This window comes from Edaphobacter bradus, from assembly GCF_025685645.1.
Classification (GTDB): Bacteria; Acidobacteriota; Terriglobia; order Terriglobales; family Acidobacteriaceae; genus Edaphobacter; species Edaphobacter bradus.
This window is the reverse complement of the sequence record NZ_JAGSYF010000001.1, coordinates 832660-850256: the sequence shown is the minus strand read 5'-3', so window position 1 is coordinate 850256 and position 17597 is coordinate 832660. Positions and strand designations below refer to the sequence as shown.

General features: G+C 59.7%; 15 protein-coding genes. 9 read left to right on the top strand and 6 right to left on the bottom strand.

Annotated elements, in window-relative coordinates; genetic code table 11:
- Window positions 1–76: 76 nt before the first annotated feature.
- A complete protein-coding gene (locus OHL16_RS03530) occupies window positions 77–1384 on the bottom strand; it encodes an acetamidase/formamidase family protein (protein ID WP_263365682.1) in 1308 nt (435 codons plus the stop codon).
- 159 nt (window positions 1385–1543) lie between these two features.
- On the opposite strand from OHL16_RS03530, the gene uvrA reads away from it, so the two are divergent.
- Window positions 1544–4651 carry an excinuclease ABC subunit UvrA gene (gene uvrA / locus OHL16_RS03525; RefSeq protein ID WP_263365681.1) on the top strand — a complete coding sequence of 1036 codons (3108 nt, stop codon included), beginning with the start codon at window positions 1544–1546 and terminating at the stop codon, window positions 4649–4651.
- Between the two features lie 23 nt (window positions 4652–4674).
- Here uvrA and OHL16_RS03520 read toward each other — a convergent pair whose 3' ends face one another.
- Window positions 4675–5679, bottom strand: a complete 1005-nt coding sequence (locus tag OHL16_RS03520) for an oxygenase MpaB family protein (RefSeq protein ID WP_263365680.1) — start codon at window positions 5677–5679, stop codon at window positions 4675–4677.
- 258 nt (window positions 5680–5937) lie between these two features.
- Here OHL16_RS03520 and OHL16_RS03515 point away from each other — a divergent pair, with 258 nt between their 5' ends.
- Window positions 5938–7020: a DUF481 domain-containing protein gene (locus OHL16_RS03515; RefSeq protein WP_263365679.1), complete on the top strand. Its 1083-nt coding sequence runs from the start codon at window positions 5938–5940 to the stop codon at window positions 7018–7020.
- Between the two features lie 224 nt (window positions 7021–7244).
- On the opposite strand, the gene OHL16_RS03510 is transcribed toward OHL16_RS03515, so the two are convergent.
- The gene (locus OHL16_RS03510; protein ID WP_263365678.1) at window positions 7245–7373 is read right to left on the bottom strand and encodes a hypothetical protein; all 129 of its coding nucleotides are present in this window, start codon (window positions 7371–7373) and stop codon (window positions 7245–7247) included.
- Window positions 7374–7777: 404 nt separating this feature from the next.
- On the opposite strand from OHL16_RS03510, the gene OHL16_RS03505 reads away from it, so the two are divergent.
- From OHL16_RS03505 to aqpZ, 5 genes are all read left to right on the top strand, one after another.
- Entirely contained in the window at window positions 7778–9136 is a 1359-nt protein-coding gene (locus tag OHL16_RS03505) for a tetratricopeptide repeat protein (protein ID WP_263365677.1), read from the top strand.
- Window positions 9137–9157: 21 nt separating this feature from the next.
- Window positions 9158–9628: a hypothetical protein gene (locus OHL16_RS03500; protein ID WP_263365676.1), complete on the top strand. Its 471-nt coding sequence runs from the start codon at window positions 9158–9160 to the stop codon at window positions 9626–9628.
- Between the two features lie 7 nt (window positions 9629–9635).
- Complete coding sequence (locus OHL16_RS03495) at window positions 9636–10166, top strand: hypothetical protein (protein WP_263365675.1); 531 nt, start codon at window positions 9636–9638, stop codon at window positions 10164–10166.
- A 33-nt stretch (window positions 10167–10199) separates the two neighbouring features.
- Window positions 10200–10886, top strand: coding sequence for a M48 family metalloprotease (locus OHL16_RS03490; protein WP_263365674.1), 687 nt, complete (start codon window positions 10200–10202; stop codon window positions 10884–10886).
- A 123-nt stretch (window positions 10887–11009) separates the two neighbouring features.
- Window positions 11010–11735, top strand: a complete 726-nt coding sequence (gene aqpZ / locus OHL16_RS03485) for an aquaporin Z (RefSeq protein ID WP_263365673.1) — start codon at window positions 11010–11012, stop codon at window positions 11733–11735.
- A gap of 46 nt (window positions 11736–11781) precedes the next feature.
- Here aqpZ and OHL16_RS03480 read toward each other — a convergent pair whose 3' ends face one another.
- Complete coding sequence (locus OHL16_RS03480; protein WP_263365672.1) at window positions 11782–12654, bottom strand: prolipoprotein diacylglyceryl transferase; 873 nt, start codon at window positions 12652–12654, stop codon at window positions 11782–11784.
- Between the two features lie 68 nt (window positions 12655–12722).
- On the opposite strand from OHL16_RS03480, the gene hpt reads away from it, so the two are divergent.
- Complete coding sequence (gene hpt / locus OHL16_RS03475) at window positions 12723–13295, top strand: hypoxanthine phosphoribosyltransferase (RefSeq protein WP_263365671.1); 573 nt, start codon at window positions 12723–12725, stop codon at window positions 13293–13295.
- Here the strand turns inward: hpt and OHL16_RS03470 are convergent.
- Both OHL16_RS03470 and OHL16_RS03465 read right to left on the bottom strand, forming a co-directional pair.
- Window positions 13292–14332: an LLM class flavin-dependent oxidoreductase gene (locus tag OHL16_RS03470; protein ID WP_263365670.1), complete on the bottom strand. Its 1041-nt coding sequence runs from the start codon at window positions 14330–14332 to the stop codon at window positions 13292–13294. The two genes, hpt and OHL16_RS03470, sit on opposite strands and share 4 nt — an antisense overlap.
- Before the next feature lie 55 nt (window positions 14333–14387).
- Window positions 14388–15575 carry a VWA domain-containing protein gene (locus OHL16_RS03465; RefSeq protein WP_263365669.1) on the bottom strand — a complete coding sequence of 396 codons (1188 nt, stop codon included), beginning with the start codon at window positions 15573–15575 and terminating at the stop codon, window positions 14388–14390.
- Window positions 15576–15620: 45 nt separating this feature from the next.
- Between OHL16_RS03465 and OHL16_RS03460 the strand changes: the two genes are divergently transcribed.
- Window positions 15621–17504, top strand: coding sequence for a SpoIVB peptidase S55 (locus tag OHL16_RS03460; RefSeq protein ID WP_263365668.1), 1884 nt, complete (start codon window positions 15621–15623; stop codon window positions 17502–17504).
- The last annotated feature ends 93 nt before the right edge of the window (window positions 17505–17597 follow it).

Below are 17597 nucleotides of genomic sequence, written 5' to 3'. Positions count from 1 at the left end.
CAGCCTTCATCTTTGCGACAATCTGGATCTTCGAGCACCACAAGCGCGTTTATGAGGACCAACATTGATGCCTCGGCTATTTTTGCAGCTTCGCAAGTAGATCCTTCCGAACTTTCAACACCACGCCAGCATTCCGATCCGCTACCTCCGCGATCCGGTACTCTGCTGCGACGCCAAGCACCTGACCAATCTCGGATGGTGTAAGGCTGTAGTCTTTCGCTAGCCAATCAGCCATGCTGTCTGTAGCGGCTCTCATCGCGCCGTCGACACTTCCGTCGAAGCCCGTTGCGGCAATGTAAGTAGCAGTCTCAATCCGAGGCGTCTTGATGTTTTTGCTGGAGATCAAATCGACGGAGACCTCTACGTCCATAGAGGTCTCCAATGCGTTGCCGTTCAGCTCGCCATCGCCCTGCAATGCATGGGCATCACCAAGGTAAAGGAGCGCACCCGGTACATTGACCGGAAGGTATACGGTCGTACCCACTCCAATCTCATTGAAATCCATGTTGCCACCAAAACTGCCACTATCGAATGTCGGCGGTGCAGGCGGCCCAGGGATGGCTGCTGTACCGATGCCGCCCAGCATCGGATGCAGTGGTACTTCAAACGCCGACAGATGCCCGCTTCTTCCCACGGGCCAACCGACCATGCGATTGCGGTCCAAGTGCCATGTTACGGCGCTCCTGTTATCTTTTGTCATCACTGCAAGATCTCGGTTCATCGCCGAGTAGGTAATCACATCGTCACTTTGAGCCGTGTCACGATTCAGTGTCAGTCGAACAATGTGGACTGCAAGGACGTCTCCGGGCATCGCCGAATCGATGTAAAAGGGGCCAGTCTGGGGGTTTCCTCCGGCCGTGCGGCGCACGTTTTCACCGTCAATGCCAGAATTGTCCACTGTTTCTGTCCTGACGGTATCGCCCGGCGCTATATGCAGAACTGGTGGGTTCAACGCGGAAAAGCTGCGATAGAAAACGGAAGGCTTGAAGCTGTGCGTCATTGGCGCGCGTGACGGTCGCGGCGGCACGCGGGTTGCGACAAACGTCAGTTTCAGAGGATGCGGATCTTGCGGACTTGCAGGAATGATTTCAGTGCCGCGTATCTCTTCCCCAACAATGGTCGCGTCGCCCTTGCTATCCCCTTGCGTTGAGCGAAAGGAGATCATTGTTCCCGAGCGAGTACCTACGATCGGCTGACCCAAAAGTGTCCCGGAGAGACTGCCGTTTTCTTCTCGAATGGCTGCCCGGCCATACATCTTACTTCCGAGGAAATCGAAGTCGACGATCCAATCGCCCGTGATCGGCTTGCCTTGAGCTTGAGCCAGGTGACAGGCAAAGAAAAGCAGACAAGCTCCTTTGAACAGCGATCTTCTGCTCCATATCATGAGTCAAGCTTATATTCATTCCAGACCGGGACTGGCAGGTCGGCTTGTGGGAAGTAAAAGATTACTCTCGATTTAACAAACTAACCGATCGGCCTTTCACATCACTCAGTCAATTAATTCGCGCTCAAGCCTGCAATGCCTGAAAATAGAAGTTTGGCCATGAGCAACCCGACGCCCGACACCAAGCCCGATCAGATCACCATCCGCGGAGCCCGCACCCACAATCTCAAGGGCATCGACGTCGACATCCCGCACAACGCCCTCACCGTCGTCTCCGGAGTTAGCGGCTCGGGCAAGTCCTCGCTCGCCTTTGACACGGTTTACGCCGAGGGCCAGCGCCGCTACGTCGAATCTCTCTCCGCCTACGCCCGCCAATTCCTCGAGCGCATCGAAAAGCCCGACGTCGACCACATGGACGGCCTCGCCCCGGCCATCGCGATCAAGCAGAAGAACCAGACCCGCAACCCGCGCTCCACTGTAGCCACTGCCACAGAAATTTACGACTACCTCCGCCTCCTCTACGCACGCTGCGGCACCGTCACCTGCCTCCACTGTGGAGGCATCGTCAAGCGCGATACCGTCGACGAGATCGTCGCCGCCCTCTTCGCAATGGGTGGGCGGGAAGGCGAACCAGCCACCCGCATCTACGCGCTGTTCCCCATCGTCCGCGCCGAGATCAAGCTCGAGCCCATGCAGCAGGCCTCCACCAACGAAGCCGAAGAACCCGAGCCCAAACCGAAAAAATCCGCCGCAAAAAAATCCGCGAAATCCGTAAAATCCGCAGTCGCTCCAACCTTCGACCTAACCGACTCGCTCAAGGACCGTCTCGCCGAACTTCGCCGCCGAGGCTACAACCGTCTCTACCAAAACGGCCGCATCGTAGAGTTCTCCACTCCCGAGTCCCTCCTCGAACTCGACTTCACTCAGCCCATCTTCGTCCTCGTCGACCGCCTCGCCCTCTCACCCGACATCCGCTCCCGCCTCGTCGACGCCATCGAGACCGGCTACCGCGAGTCCGGAGAGATCCAATTCATCACTGTCCCGCGCTCTGAAGAAAGTGTTGTCATTTCGACCGGAGGACCGGAACGGGCCGGAGCGGAGAAATCCGCTTCTCTACCACAGTACCTCCGCTTCTCCGCCGCCTTCGAGTGCACAACCTGCCATCGCGCCTACCGCGAGCCCGAACCGCGCCTCTTCTCCTTCAATAACCCATACGGCGCCTGCCCACGCTGCCAGGGCTTCGGCAACACCATCGACTTCGACCCGAACCTCATCATTCCCGATCGCTCGAAGACGCTCGCCGCCGGAGCCATTGCCCCGTGGACGACTCCCAAGTACCGGCCCCACCACGGCGAGATGCTCCGCGCCGCCAAAGCGGCCGGCGTGCCGACCGACGTCCCCTGGTACGATCTCACGCCTGAGCAACAGCGCTTCATCGAAGATGGCAGCGGCAGCTTCCCTGGCATACGAGGCTTCTTCGCAGCGCTAGAGCGCAAAAAATACAAGCTGCACGTCCGCGTCTTCCTCTCCAAATATCGCGGCTACGCGCTCTGCCCCGACTGCCGTGGGCAGCGCCTCCGCGCCGAGGCCCGCGCCGTGCTCATCAACAACAAGAACATCTGTGAGGTCTGCTCCTTCACCATCACCGAGGCGCAGCAGTTCTTCGACTCGCTTCAGCTCTCGCCCGCACAGACTGAAATTGCCGGAAAGATTCTCGAAGAGGTTCGCCAGCGCATCTACTTCCTCCACCAGGTTGGCCTGGACTACCTCACCCTTGACCGCCTCAGCTCCACGCTTAGCGGCGGCGAGTCCCAGCGCATCCAGCTAGCCACCTCGCTCGGCTCACGTCTCGTCGGAGCGCTCTACGTGCTTGATGAGCCGAGTATCGGCCTGCACACCCGCGACACCGCCAAGCTCATCCGCATCATGGAGGAGCTGCGCGATCTCGGCAACACAATCCTCGTCGTCGAGCACGACCCCGACGTCATCCGCTCCGCAGACCATCTTCTCGACCTCGGCCCCGGAGCAGGCGAGCTCGGTGGCCAGCTTCTGGCCTCTGGCACTGTCGCCCAAGTCGCTGCCAACCCCAACTCGATTACTGGCAAATATCTTTCAGGCCGGGCGAATATCCCGGTTCCTAAACACCGCCGCGAGCCCGGCCGCGAGCACCTCAAGCTCTCCGGCGCCCGCATCCATAACCTTCGCGGCGTCGACCTCGACGTTCCCCTGAATATGCTCGTCTGTGTCACCGGGGTCTCCGGATCGGGCAAATCCACCCTCATCCACCAGGTGCTCTACCGTGCCTTGACGCAGGTCCTCGGTCAATCCGCGGAAGGCCCGGATACCACTGACTCGCCCACGCACTTTTACCGCGAGCTCACGGGCACTCACCACCTCAACGAGGTCGTGCTCGTCGACCAGTCCCCTATCGGCCGCACGCCGCGCTCCAACCCCGTCACCTACATCAAAGCCTTCGACGAGATCCGCGCCCTCTTCGCCGCGCAGCCCGACGCCAAGCGCCGCGGCCTCACCGCAGGACACTTCTCCTTCAACGTCCCCGGTGGCCGCTGCGACGTCTGCGAAGGCGACGGCACCGTCACGGTCGAGATGCAGTTCCTCGCCGACGTCGAGCTGCCCTGCGAGGAGTGCAACGGCACCCGCTACAAGTCCTCCATCCTCGAGATTCGCTACAAGGGCCGCAACATCCACGACGTCCTCAACATGACCGTGAAGGAGGCCCTCGTCTACTTCGCCGGCCACCCCAAGATCGTCGACCGGCTCTACGTTCTCGACGAGGTCGGCCTCGGCTACGTTCGTCTCGGCCAGTCAGCCACCACACTCTCCGGAGGCGAAGCCCAGCGCGTCAAGCTCGCGTCCCACCTTGCAGCCGCCCGCTCCATCGCCAACCGTAACGGCAGCAACGAAGCCGCAAAAAAGGCCGCCAGCCGAACTCTCTACATCCTCGACGAGCCCACCACCGGCCTCCACTTCGACGACGTCGCCAAGCTCCTCGCCGCCTTCCGCAAGCTCATCGAAGGCGGCGGTTCTCTCCTCGTCATCGAGCACAACCTCGACGTCATCAAGTCCGCCGACTGGATCATCGACCTCGGCCCCGAGGGCGGCAGCGGAGGCGGCCAGATCGTGGCCACCGGTACTCCCGAAGAGGTCGCCGCCAGCCCGCGCTCCCACACCGGCCACTGGCTCGCCCCCGTCCTCAAAGCCACCACCGCAGCAAAGCCAGAACCGGAGCTGCAAACCATCGTCTAGTAACCATGAAGCTTTCGTGGCGCTCAGCCCGGATCCTCATCGTCGGGATCCTGTTTTCCGCCAACCGAGAACATCATCCTCCCCTGCCCCATCCAGAATCGATTGCTCGTGACAACTAGCGAACGAACATGTTTTCCTTCAAGCCGAGCCAGCGCCTCCTGATATGGCCCGACAAACCGTACCGCCCCCGGCAGCCGCCGGTAAATGATTGGCAACCAGCGCAAAGCCTTTAACGCAGCCTGCTGCTCCTGCCTTCCGAACCCCAATCCAAACTCCACCCTCAGCCGTTCCGGCATCCACGCAGCGGTCAACGCGCGATACCACTCCGGAATCGTCACCAACGACCCACGCCCATGTAACACTCCCTGCGCCATCTCACGCGATAACGTACTAACCCCCAATCTGTCCGAATCCCACATTCCACGGTTGTACTCCTCAAATGCTCCCAAATCGGCAGGCAGCGCTTCCGCGGGAATCCCGAACAGCGCCGCCATCATCCTGCTCTCCGCGTAATAGCTCTTGCGTTCTTCTTGCGACAACGGAGGCAACACGCAGTCATACGCCATCAGCGCGCTCTCCACCAGTGTCGAGTAGACCCATAAGAGCGCATTCACTTCATTCGCCGCATAGTGCCCGCCCCGCCGATATCCAGCTACTCCTTCCGGAAGTTCCCCCGTAATCCTCGTATGCAGCGAGTACAAATGCCTCGAAGCTGCTAACGCCTGCGACAGCGTCCCAAAGATCATCGTGAACACGACGCGGAACGTATTGTGAAATCTCGCTACCGGATCGTTCCGCAGATTCGAATGCTGATCCAGCGCCGCCGCCACCCACGGATGCGCAAGCTGCAGCAGTGCCGCCCGGCCTGCTCCAAGAAAGAGAGCCGCCTCCCGGTTCACCTTCCAACTAACGGAAGACCACCCGAAGATACCCTCCCGTGGATCAGCAGTCTCCTCCTCAACCGAGTTCCACAAAGCTTCAATATCGTTGTTTGAGACGTTTGAGACGAGTGAACTCTTATCTGACATAAATTCGCAGTCTGAAGGCTGAGAAAATCTCATCCAGCTCCTGGTGGACTGCATGAAGTGACTTCTCCGTAGGTCGACAGCGACTCTCTCACCAGACTAAGTTCGACGTTCAGCGGATGTAAACAGACCTGTACATCTAACTAGTGGTCGTGGTCTGCAAGATCACGTCTAATTGGGGGGCGTTCATCTCGTCGTTTGTTGAAGTTGTGTACAAGGGCTCCATTCCAGAATGAACCATTGACGCGGAGAGGTACCGCTATGAACATCCGTGCCGTCATCCTGTGCTGTCACCTGGCTTTAGCTGTGCCTCTGTTGGCGCGAGAAAGCACCGACGTGATCGTCATGAAAAACGGCGACCGCTTCACATGCCAGATCAAGGCCCTGAACAGTGGCGTGCTCTATGTCAGCCTCCCCTACGTCATCGAGACCCTCTCCGTCGATTGGTCGAAGGTGGCGCGTTTGGAGAGCAAGCAGTTATTTCTCGTGAAGACAGAGAGCGGAACAGTGTACAGAGGCGTCCTCAACAGCACCGAATCCTCCCCCGATCGACCCATCAAGATTGAGGTCGCAGAAACTCCCGAGAACAAAGTCACCATCGAAAGCAACCGAATCGTCGATATCTCCGCCACCTCCGAAAAGTTCTTCCAGCGATTCACCGGCGGCGTGGATCTCGGATTCATCTACTCCAAAGGCAACCAGTCGTCCCAGTACAGCCTGAGCGGGCTGGTCGGGTATCCCCGGGAACGCTGGGCGGTTCAGGCCGGCATCGTCTCGAACCTTTCCAACTCCAACGGCGTGCCTACCTCCACTCGCAATCAACTATCCTTCTCCGGGTTGCGCCTCTTGCGAAAGAACAATTACTTCTTCGGCGGCTTTGATGGTTTCCTGCAAAGCACCGAACAAGGCATCGCTGGTCAGAATGCCCTCGGAGGTGGTGTCGGACGCTATTTCAAGAACACCAACCGGACAGTCTTCTCCGTGTTGGCGGGTGGAGCGTGGCAGCACACAGAATACCACCCAACCATAGTCCCCATAGCAAACCAGCAGGTTGCTACAGCCGTGATCAATGCCCATCTGAACCTTTTCAGGTTCGATAAGACAGATCTCAACGTGAATGCCTTTGTGTCTCCAGCTCTCTCCGACCTCGGTCGCGTCTATTTCTCAACCAACGCCACCTACTACATCAAGCTCCCCGCCAACCTCTCGTGGAATGTCTCGTTTTACGGCAGCTGGGATACGCAGCCTCCCGGCACCCTGTCCGGCAGCGACTACGGCACCACAACCGGAATAAGTTGGACATTTGGAACCAGCCTCCGGACTAAGCCCAATACGATTCAATAGCCCCGAAGCGGTTGCAGAAACATTGTGAGGCGGTCGTTACGGGGCTGTACCAGTCATCCCGCTTGTCTTCGTCCCGCGACGGCGCCACCGACCGCACCTCCCAGAAATTCAGAGCATGAGCCACGAGATAGGCGAGGGGTTCCGGCGACCCAGAGTCAGGACAACGTATATAGCCGTGGCAACCGCTCCGACCAGCACCCCGTGTACAACGCTAGCGAACGAACTCAGTCCTGGCGGAGCAAATCGCCGAGCTTGGTGAGCGACGGCATGATTTCGCTGAAGTTTTCGGACGAGCCCGCCCCAGCGTGGATCACGATCAACGGCTCTCCGGTGCCGTGGATTTCGTAATACATCTTTAGACCATTCAGTAGCCCGCCTTTGAGGGAGTTGTCATGCGTGTCTGGGCGAATGTAAGGGATCTTGCCAGGATGATCCCGATTGCGGAAGGTGCGATGGAACTTCTCTTTAGCTCCATCGTCATATCTCGTCCCACCTACGCGTCGAATGAACGGTGGTGAAATCGACAGGCCCGGCTATGTTTTGATGCATTCGCTAATTCTCGCAATGCTTTGACCATCTTCCTCGCCTTTCCACAGCCAAAGCCTTGACGCACCTGTTACTCTTAAAAGAGGGAAAGCTGTCGAAGCCCGGCCATTCCAGGCCGGGCTTCCGCACTTAACCCCGGACGCGAAGTCCGGACCTATGTCTTTTGGTTCGAAGATTTTGCGCACTTAAGGTAGGGGGAGGGGTACCAGGAATGCAGGGAGCGAAACACAAACATCTGGACGCGTCACGGCACCGCTTTCTCGTGGCCGCAATACTCAGCTTCCTCCTCGCCACCATCCCTGCCCACGCCCAGCTCCCCCCCGGCACCACCGACGCCTCAAGCCAGCCGGAGGCCGCCCCGCAGGACCCCCTCCGCACCCAGGCCAGCGAAGCCCTCTCCAAACAGGACTACCCCACAGCCCTGAAACACCTCACCACCCTCGCCGAAAAGAATCCGAACGACGCCCAGATCCTCTACTCGCTCGCCTCCACACAGGACGCGCTCGACCAGACCACTGAGGCTGAGGCGACCTATCGCCGCGCCATCGCCGTCAACGGCAACCTTCTCGAACCCCACCTCGCCCTCGGCCTGCTGCTCGCCCGCGCCGGCAAGTCCTCTGATGCCCACACCGAACTCGCCGCCGCCACAGCCATTCCCAACGGCGACCCGAATCTCCGCGCTCGTGCCTACCGTGCCTTAGCCCGGCTTGACCAGCCCGCGAACCCCAAGGGAGCCAGCGAGGAACTGCTCGCCGCCCTGAAGCTGTCTCCCGAGACCTCCGACGACATTCTGCTCTCGGGAGAGCTGGCAGAGGCATCCGGAGACCCCGCTGGAGCCGAAGCTGCTTATCGTCGTCTGCTTGCCGCGGAGCCGGATAACTCAGAGGCCACGGCAGCCCTGGTGCATCTCCTTCGGCATCAACAAAAGACGGACCAGGCCGAAGCTGTCCTCAAAGCAGCACTCGCAAGGCACCCTGATGACCTCGTCCTCAACGCCCAGCTCGCCAGCCTGTACGAGTCATTGAACCAGCCTTCCGAGGCGCTTCCGATCGTCGAAAAGCTGCACGCTGCGCACCCGGACGACCCCAACATCACCCGCATCCTCGCGCGCATCTACAGCCAGGACGGCCAGTACGACAAATCTGAGCCGCTCTACGCCGACCTCATCGCTCGCTCTCCGGCCGATCCGACCCTGCTGGATGACCGCGCCAATGCGCTAATTCACCTGAGGAACTACGCAGAAGCCGAGACCCTCCTGAAGCGCGCCGTCGCCCAGCCGGACGCCTTTCCGAGCAAGGAGGACTACGGTCTGGCCGCCAGCCATCTGGCCTTCGCGGCTTCGAATAACAACGACCCCGCCATGACCTTGCAAGCGCTCGAAGTTCGTGCTAAAGTGCTGCCACAAAGTCCGGCAGCGCTCTTCCTGGCGGCGACGGCACACGACAAACTTCACCAGATCAAAGAAGCATCTGACCTGTATAAGCAGTTTCTCTCCGTGGCAAAAGGACAGTTCCCTGACGAAGAGTGGGAGGCCCGCCACCGCCTCATCGCTCTCGAGCATATGAAGTAAGCGCTCCCTGCGAGGTGCGTTATGAAATCGAACCTTTGGTCCCTCGGTTTCTTTGCTCTCCTCCCTCTCCTTCTATCTCCCTCCCTATCCCTTTTCGCCGCCGGACTGGACAAAAATCTCCCAGCCGAACAGGCGATACTGCAACTTGAACAGCGCGCACAGCAGGCCAATCCCCGCGACCAATGTTTCCTCTACACCGAGCTTGTCTCCGCCATGACCGACGTCGCAGGCAAACAGATACTCGATGGGGACATCGATCACGCCAGCGCAACACTGAAGAAGATCGAACATTACGCCCAACTCATCCACCTGGGTCTCGGCAACGACACGAAGAAGCTCAAGAACGCCCAGATGCTCATGCACCGCACAACCTATCGGCTGAACGAGTTCCTGCACGAAGCCTCCAATGAAGACCAGGCGACGCTGCAGGCTACACTGAAGGAACTCAATCAGGTGCAGGACGAACTGCTGATGCAGGTTTTCAAACACTAACCCACGAATGATCTCCCGCCTCGTTCTCCTCGCCCTCTTCGCATGTGCACCCTTGCTCTACGCGCAGCGCGACTCCAACCTGACTGACTCTGAGGTCGAGCAGCTTCGGGATTCAGCTTACGTCGCCAACGACCGCGTCCTTGTGTTCATTAAGTTGATCGATGTCCGAGTCAAGGCGCTGCAGGATCTCTACTCCCATCCTCGCCGCCCCGGGCGCGAGCAAGACACGCACGACCTCCTCCAACAGTTCACCGCGCTGGCCGACGAGCTTGACGACAATCTTGACGACTATGGCCCTCACCACCGAGACATACGCAAGGCGCTTCCCAAACTTCTCGAAGCGACGGAACGCTGGGGAACCGCCATCAAGTCACCCCCGGACGACGCAACCTATGATGTCGCCCGCAAGCTTGCGCTCGAGGCCGTGCGCGATCTTCGCGAAGAGGCCACCGAGCTTATCGAGCAGCAGCGAGCATGGTTTGCTGCTCATCCTCCTGGCAAGGAAAACCCGGCCAATGCCGAGACAGCACCACGCTGAAAATCGCTCTCATACCGTGCTACCCTCGAGATAGTGCACTCCCCGCTCGTCGCCATCTTTGAGCAGCAGTACCGCGACCTGCGCCCTCGCGCGCCGATTCCACCGCTCGACATTCGTTTTCGCCGGTTCACATCCCTCAACACGACGATCCGTCTCCGCGAGGGACGGCTCCACGTGAGTCTCTCTGACGTTCTTGAGCATGCCCCGGAGTCCGTCCACCACGCCATCGCTCACATCCTTCTCGCCAAGCTCTACAAGAAGCCTATTGCTCACGTTCACGCCGACCGCTATCGCCGCCATGTCTCATCGGAGGCGGTATCCCGTCAGGCCGAGCATATCCGCCAGACGCGCGGCCGCAAGCGCATTCTCACACATGCGGGCCACCACTACGATCTCAACGAGATATTCGACTCGCTGAACACGCGCTTCTTTCATGGTCTTCTCGGACGCCCCATTCTCACCTGGAGCGCACACTATGCCCGCCGCATGCTCGGCCACTACGATGCAGCTCACAACACGATCGTCGTCAGCCGTGTCTTTGACCGCTCTGACACGCCGCGTTGCGCGATCGAGTACCTTCTCTACCACGAGATGCTCCACCTTAAGCATCCGGTTCGAGTCAAGGCCGGGCGTCGCTGTGTCCACTCCCGCGAGTTTCAGGCCGAAGAGCGTCTCTTCCCTGAACTGGAAGAGGCAAAGGTCTACCTCCGCCACCTGTAATCATCAGCTTGAAATACGATATTGCGCATTCCCTCGATGCGGTCGTGGTAGGCTGCTTCCGTCCGCACCTTTGATCTCTGCGGACAGTGCCCATCTCAAAACTCGAAGAGTGAGGTATCCACGATGCCGCTGTCGAAACGTGCTGTGGCTGAGTTTTTCGGAACATTCTGGCTTGTCTTTGGTGGCTGCGGAAGCGCTGTTCTCGCAGCCGCGTTTCCTTCCCTGGGCATCGGCTTTGTCGGTGTCGCCTTTGCCTTCGGGCTCACTGTGCTCACCATGGCCTTTGCCATCGGACACATCTCGGGATGCCATCTCAATCCGGCAGTCTCCGTTGGCCTCGTCGTTGGCAAGCGCTTCCCTATCTCTGAGCTTCCTGCTTACGTCGTCGCTCAGGTTGTGGGAGCGATCGCAGCCTCGGGAGTTCTCTACGTTATCGCCAGCGGCAAGGCTGGATTTTCGCTCTCAGGAGGCTTTGCGTCCAACGGCTACGCCGACCACTCCCCGGGCGGTTATTCCCTCTTGGCCTGCTTTGTAGCCGAGGTTGTCCTGACAGCTTTCTTCCTTCTCGTCATTCTCGGTTCCACTGACAGCCGTGCTCCCAAGGGCTTCGCTCCGATCGCCATCGGCCTCTGTCTCACGCTGATCCACCTCATCAGCATCCCGGTCACGAACACATCAGTGAATCCGGCCCGCAGCACCGGCCCGGCACTGTTCGTCGGCGGATGGGCGCTTGGCCAGCTCTGGCTCTTCTGGGTCGCTCCAATCCTGGGCGCCATACTGGGCGGGGCTGTCTCGCTCGTCTTCTCTCCGCCAACTCAACCCTCCGTCCGCGAAGAGCTCACGCGCTGAAAACGTGGGCGAGTCCGAGGCAAATGGCAGCGGGCTCGCCCAGCCTTTACGTAACCGATTGCCTCGCCAGCTTGGGAGCCCACTGCACGTTCTTCGACCGTGCTAGTGCAATCAGCGCTGCTCCAACGGCCACCGATCCCAGCGCTGCCATCTGTGCGTTACTCATTCCCCAGTAGAGCTTTGGATTGATGCGCACAAACTCCACCAGGAACCGGCCCACACCGCTCAAAAGCAGATACTCACCCGTAATCACGCTTACTGCGGGTGAAGACTTCGCCCGCCGCCACAGCCACCATGCCAGAGCGAGAGAGAACAGCAGCTCATAAATCGGCGTCGGCTGCACGAGCGCATTCGGTGGATTCGGTGGTACGAGCGCATCCGCGGCCATATGAACACCCCACGGCAGAGTCGTATTGATTCCGTAATCGCCGTCGCCGCTCAGCAGGCAGCCGATTCGTCCAACGCCATAGCCCACAGCCGCCGCCGGAGCAGCAAGGTCCAGCATTCTCAGCGGTCCAACCGGCTTGCCCGGGGTTCCTTCCAGCGCTCCTTTGAACCGTGTGACGCGCCCCTGCCACATGAGGGATACGATCCCGGCCAGCATTCCGCCAAACCAGGCAAAACCTGCCTGAAACCAGTGCAGAAATCCCATCAGTACGTCCAGCGGGTGCGTCCATCCGGGCAATCCGATCTGCCTCAGTGCGACGCCGAGTTCCTGGGGCTGTTGGAACTCATGCCAAGCCTTGGCGCCGATCACTCCTGCGATCACGGCAAGTGCCACGATACCCAGCGCATCACCGTCCACCCTGAGCCGGATAAAGTTCTTATGCAGTACGGTCGTTGCCACCACGGCTGCAAGCCAAAGCAAGAGCCCAAAGGTGCCAAGGTGCACCGGGCCAAAATTGATGTAGGGATACATAGTCCTCGCTTGGTTCAAGTATAGGCGACGCTTGGCCTCCCACCGGCATTCGCGCTACTCTGACGTCTATGCCCACCAGCACTCCCGTCATCACCCCCGCATTCCCCGCTCCCGAGACCATGCAGGTCCTCTTCAGCAAAGAACAGATTGCCCAGCGTACCCGCGAGATTGGCGCGCAGATTACCGCCGACTACGCCGGGAAGTCCATCGTCCTCATTGGAGTCCTCAAAGGGGCGGCGATCTTCCTGGCCGACCTAGCCCGCGCTATTCAGGTAGACAACACCTTCGACTTCGTCGCCGTCTCCAGCTACGGCCGGGCGCGTGTCTCCTCCGGCGCCGTCAAGCTCATCAAGGACATCGACAACCCGATTGAAGGCCAGCACGTCATCCTCGTCGAAGACATCCTCGACACCGGCCTCACCCTGAGCTTCCTGCGCCAGATGATGCTCCAGCACAAGCCTGCCTCGTTGAAGATCGCCACCTGCCTCGACAAGCCCGAACGCCGCCTCGTCCCGATCGATGCTGACTACGTAGCCTTCAAGATTCCCAATCAATTCGTTATCGGATATGGCATGGATTACGCCGAGCGGTACCGCGGGGTGGAAGATATTAGACTCTTCCCAGAGGACGCCGGCCACTAGCCGGCGAGTCCAAACTCCCTTGCCAGCAGCTCATAGCTCCGCGCCCGTTTCGCGTGGTCCCAAACGATCGTGTTCACGATGATCTCGCTGATCCCCAACTCTCCTGCCATCTGCTCCAAGTGTTCTCTCACGAATGCGGGGGTCCCCCCAAAGTAACGCGGCCACTCGCCCTCTTCCATCGGAACATCCCCCAGCAGGCGAAGCTCGCGCAGAGCTTCCTCGGGCGACGCCACGGGCCTGCGATCCCCCAGCCGGATCCTCCGCTGCAGCAGCTTCACGCTGGTCGCAAGATACTCCGCCTCTTCCTGTGTCTCCGCGCAGACCACTCCCACCGCCACAGTGGCCTCGGGCTGACTCCGTCGAACACCAGCCGTGAAGCTCCGCTTATAAGCCGTAATTGCCTCCCGCGTCTTCACCGGGCTGAAGAAGTGCGCAAACGAGTACGGCAGCCCGAACTCCACGGCCGCTGCTGAACTCCACATGCTAGACCCCAGCATCCAGACGTCTGGCCCCGCATAACGCCCATTCAGCGCGGCCGCCGGCATCGCCCTCACTCGTGAAAACGGATGCCCCTGCGGAAACCCGTCCTCCAGAAATGCCAGTAGTTCGGCCACCTGGTCCGGAAAGTCGTCCTCCATCGGAGTCTTCCTGCTCCGCCTCAGTGCAAGAGACTCCATCGGCCCACCGCCGGGAGCCCGTCCGACTCCTAGATCGACTCGCTCCGGATACAGCGCGTACAGCGTCCGAAAGACCTCCGCTATCTTCAGCGGAGTGTAGTGCGGCAGCATGATCCCGCCAGACCCGATCCGTATCCGTTTGGTCTCGGCGCCAATCCGCGCCAGCATGATCTCTGGAGCTGTGCACGCCAGGGTATCCATCGCATGATGCTCTGACATCCAGAAGCGCTGGTACCCGAGCTCGTCCACGCGACGCGCCAGCTCTATCGACCGCTCCAGAGATTCCGCCGGAGTACTCCCCGTAAGCACTGGAGACTGATCTAGCACAGACAGCCGCAGGCCACCCTTAACGTCGCTCATTGCCATTTGATGCCGGCCGATTCTAAAGGAATCGGCGAGCCGGTTGAGACGAGGCCTACTCCACCGGTAGCTTCGCCCGGTAGCCGTCGCGAGCGATCACGGAGTACTTCAATGGCTTGTGCTTCTCATCCTGCATCTGGAGCGGATGGCCCTCGTTATCCACGAGCGAGACCTTGATCTTTCGATAGGTTCCATCGTTGCGGGTGTTGCTGGGCCGGTAGGTAAGAACGTACTCGTTGCGGATCGAGTCGTTGATCTGGCCGAAGACATCAGGCAACGCTCCCTGGAACATCGGATTGAAGCTGAGCCCGCCTGTCATTGTGGCGAAGGTCTTCATCTGATTCTCAGCCTGAAGATAGTCCAGCCGAGTGACCGGCCCCATGCGGCCTGAGGCGTCGGCAAGCTCGCGAATCATTGCACCGGTTCCAATCGTGAAGATCGTGACGTTTGGAGTGGCCTTGATCTTCGCCAGAATCTTGTCGAGCGTAATCTTCGAGAAGGTGTCCCGGCCGGTGCCGATGAGGATGATGTACTTGCGGCCTTCGATGCGGCTGACGCGATCGAGTGTCTCATAGAGGGCGTCGAAAAGGTCTGTGTCGGAGAAGCCAGGAATTATCAGCGAGTTGAGAGCATTGGCCACGACATCCTTGTTATTTGTGAAGTCGGTAAGGATGTGCGTTCTGAGGTCATAGGTCACGACGGCAACATAGTCGTCCGGACGCAGCGTCCGGAAGAAGCTCGCCGAGGCGTTCTGCATGTCGTTAATGAAGTAGTAGCTATTGGCGGCAAACTCCAACAGCATGACGGCGGTAATCGGCGTCTGCGTTGTGCGAACGCTGGTGATCGTCTGAGGCACGCCGTCTTCGAGGACCAGAAAGTTCGGCGCTTTCAGTCCCGGAACAAACTGATGTGTCTTATCGAGGATGACGTTGACGTCGAGATTGACGATCGGCACGTCCACCCGCAGCGAGTAGGTCTCGTTGTTTGGATTCTTGACCTTGGGCTCAGACGGGGCGGCCGGCGGCGGGACCGCGTCGTCTTCCTTCTTTTTCTTGAGAACGATTGGCCCTGAATCGGTCGTCGGGCCGCCGGAGTCGGCGTTGTCGTCGGGCTTCTGTTGTTGCTGCTGAGGCGTGTCCTGACCAGTAGTGGCCTGTCCCCATGCCCGGGGAGACGGAAGCAGCAGCAACAGAGTGGCTGCCAGATAGAAGGAGGCCGAAAGATGGAGGCGGTTCATCATCATCTCAAACTTTACTCCGGATGTTGGACGAACGAGAGGGCCAAGTGGATGAAATCCCATACCCGGGAGGGTGGCAGTTCGGAGTACGGTTTGGTGTTGTGGCCTAAAAGCTCTACTCTTGTAGACGTGATCGCTAGCGGAAAGACGCGGTGGCTGGCCTGCCTGGCTCTGGGCTGGGGCCTTACGGGGATTCTGCGGGCTCAGACGATGACAGCCTCTGCCGATGGCAATTCCTTCTCTGCCGCTCTGCCGGCGTCTCCCCCCGCCGAGACAAGAATCTTCCCCCTCTCCGAGGTAAAACAGGGGCTTGAGGGCGTTGCCTATACGGTATTTCAGGGAGTCTCTCCTGAGCCGATGCGAGTGGAGATCCTGGGAGTCCTGAAGGACGCACTAGGGCCCGGCGAGGACATGATTCTTGCCCGTCTGCACGGACAGAAACCTGAGTACACAGGAGTCGTCGCCGGAATGAGCGGCAGTCCGGTGTACATCGACGGACGGCTGGCGGGCGCGCTGAGCTACCGGATCGGCCAGTTCAGCAAAGAGCCTATCGCGGGCATTACGCCCATCGAGCAGATGCTCGAGGTGCGCGATGAAACGATATCGCCTGCGGCCGCACCAATCACAAACCAAGCGGCGACCGAGCGCCAGCCCGAGATCCGACCCATGGATACCCCTCTGGTGTTCAGCGGGTTCACCCAGGATGCCGTTCAGCGCTTCGGCGATCGCTTCCGCGCAATGGGATTGACTCCGGTCGCTGGGCTCGGAGGCTCCGATCCAAAGGCGTCGCAGCCGGAGCCCCTGCTCCCAGGTTCTGCAGTAAGCGCGGTTCTTGTGCAAGGGGACCTCTCCATCGCCGGAACCTGCACGGTGACCTATGTGGATGCCTCGCATCTGCTCGCGTGCGGTCACCCCATCACGCAATACGGCCCGGTGGCCATGCCAATGACCAAGGCGGCAGTTCTCGCGACTCTTCCCTCGCCCCTGAACGCGTTCAAGATCGTCAACACAACCGAGACCGTGGGCGCCTTCACCGAGGATCGCTCCTCCGCAATCATGGGACGTTTCGGAGTGAAGGCGAGGATGATTCCGGTCATCGTTGATGTCACGTCTCCCGGCAATCCGGCGAGGACGAAGAGCTACCACTTCGAGGTTCTCGACAATCGCGGACTCACGCCTTCGGCCATGCTCGTTTCGGTCTACCAAAGCCTTCAGGGAAATAACTCTGCCGCTGCGGAGATGAGTTACCGTCTCAGTGGACAGATCGCGGTGGAAGGCCATAGTCCCATCCAGTTGAACGGAATCATGGCCCAGAACGATCTGAATCCCGCACCGATCAATGCGGCACTCTATGTGACCGATCGCTTCAGCAAGGTCTACGGCAATGCTCTCGATCAGCCTACGGTGACCAGTCTCACGCTGAAGGTGGAGGAGATTCCCGAGCGCAGAACAGCCGTTATCGAGGATGCGCGTTTAGGCCGGGTTGTAGCTTTTGCCGGTGAGACCATTGAGGTCGAAGCTACGATTCACCCCTATCAAGCTCCTCCGCGTATCGTCAGGCTTCCGGTGAGGCTCCCGGCAGATATCGCTCCGGGCTCCTACCGGATATTGATCAGCGATGGAGCGACAGTCGACCGTCTCCTGCAGCCAACAGGAGTCGTTACGCACACCGTGGGCCTCGACGACACCATTACGCAGGTGAACCGTTTGCACCCGAACGATCGAGTCTTCATGACCTTGCTTGACCACACCGCTCAGGCGGTACTGGAGGGGGATGCCCTACCGGGTCTCCCGCTATCGATGGCGAACGTGCTCGGGCCTCTCAAAGAGGCTCAGAAGATGCAGTTGACCGGCGAGAGTGTTGTCGACCTGGGGTCGGTCGAGACCGGATATTCAGTGGCCGGATCGCGGGTATTGACCCTGACTGTTCGATAAGCGGCACCTGCAGCACTCGCACGAAGGGGCGTTTACAGCGATGTTGTAGCATCAAGGGACGCTGCGGGTGCGTTGGTTCCCGCGCAAAGGGAA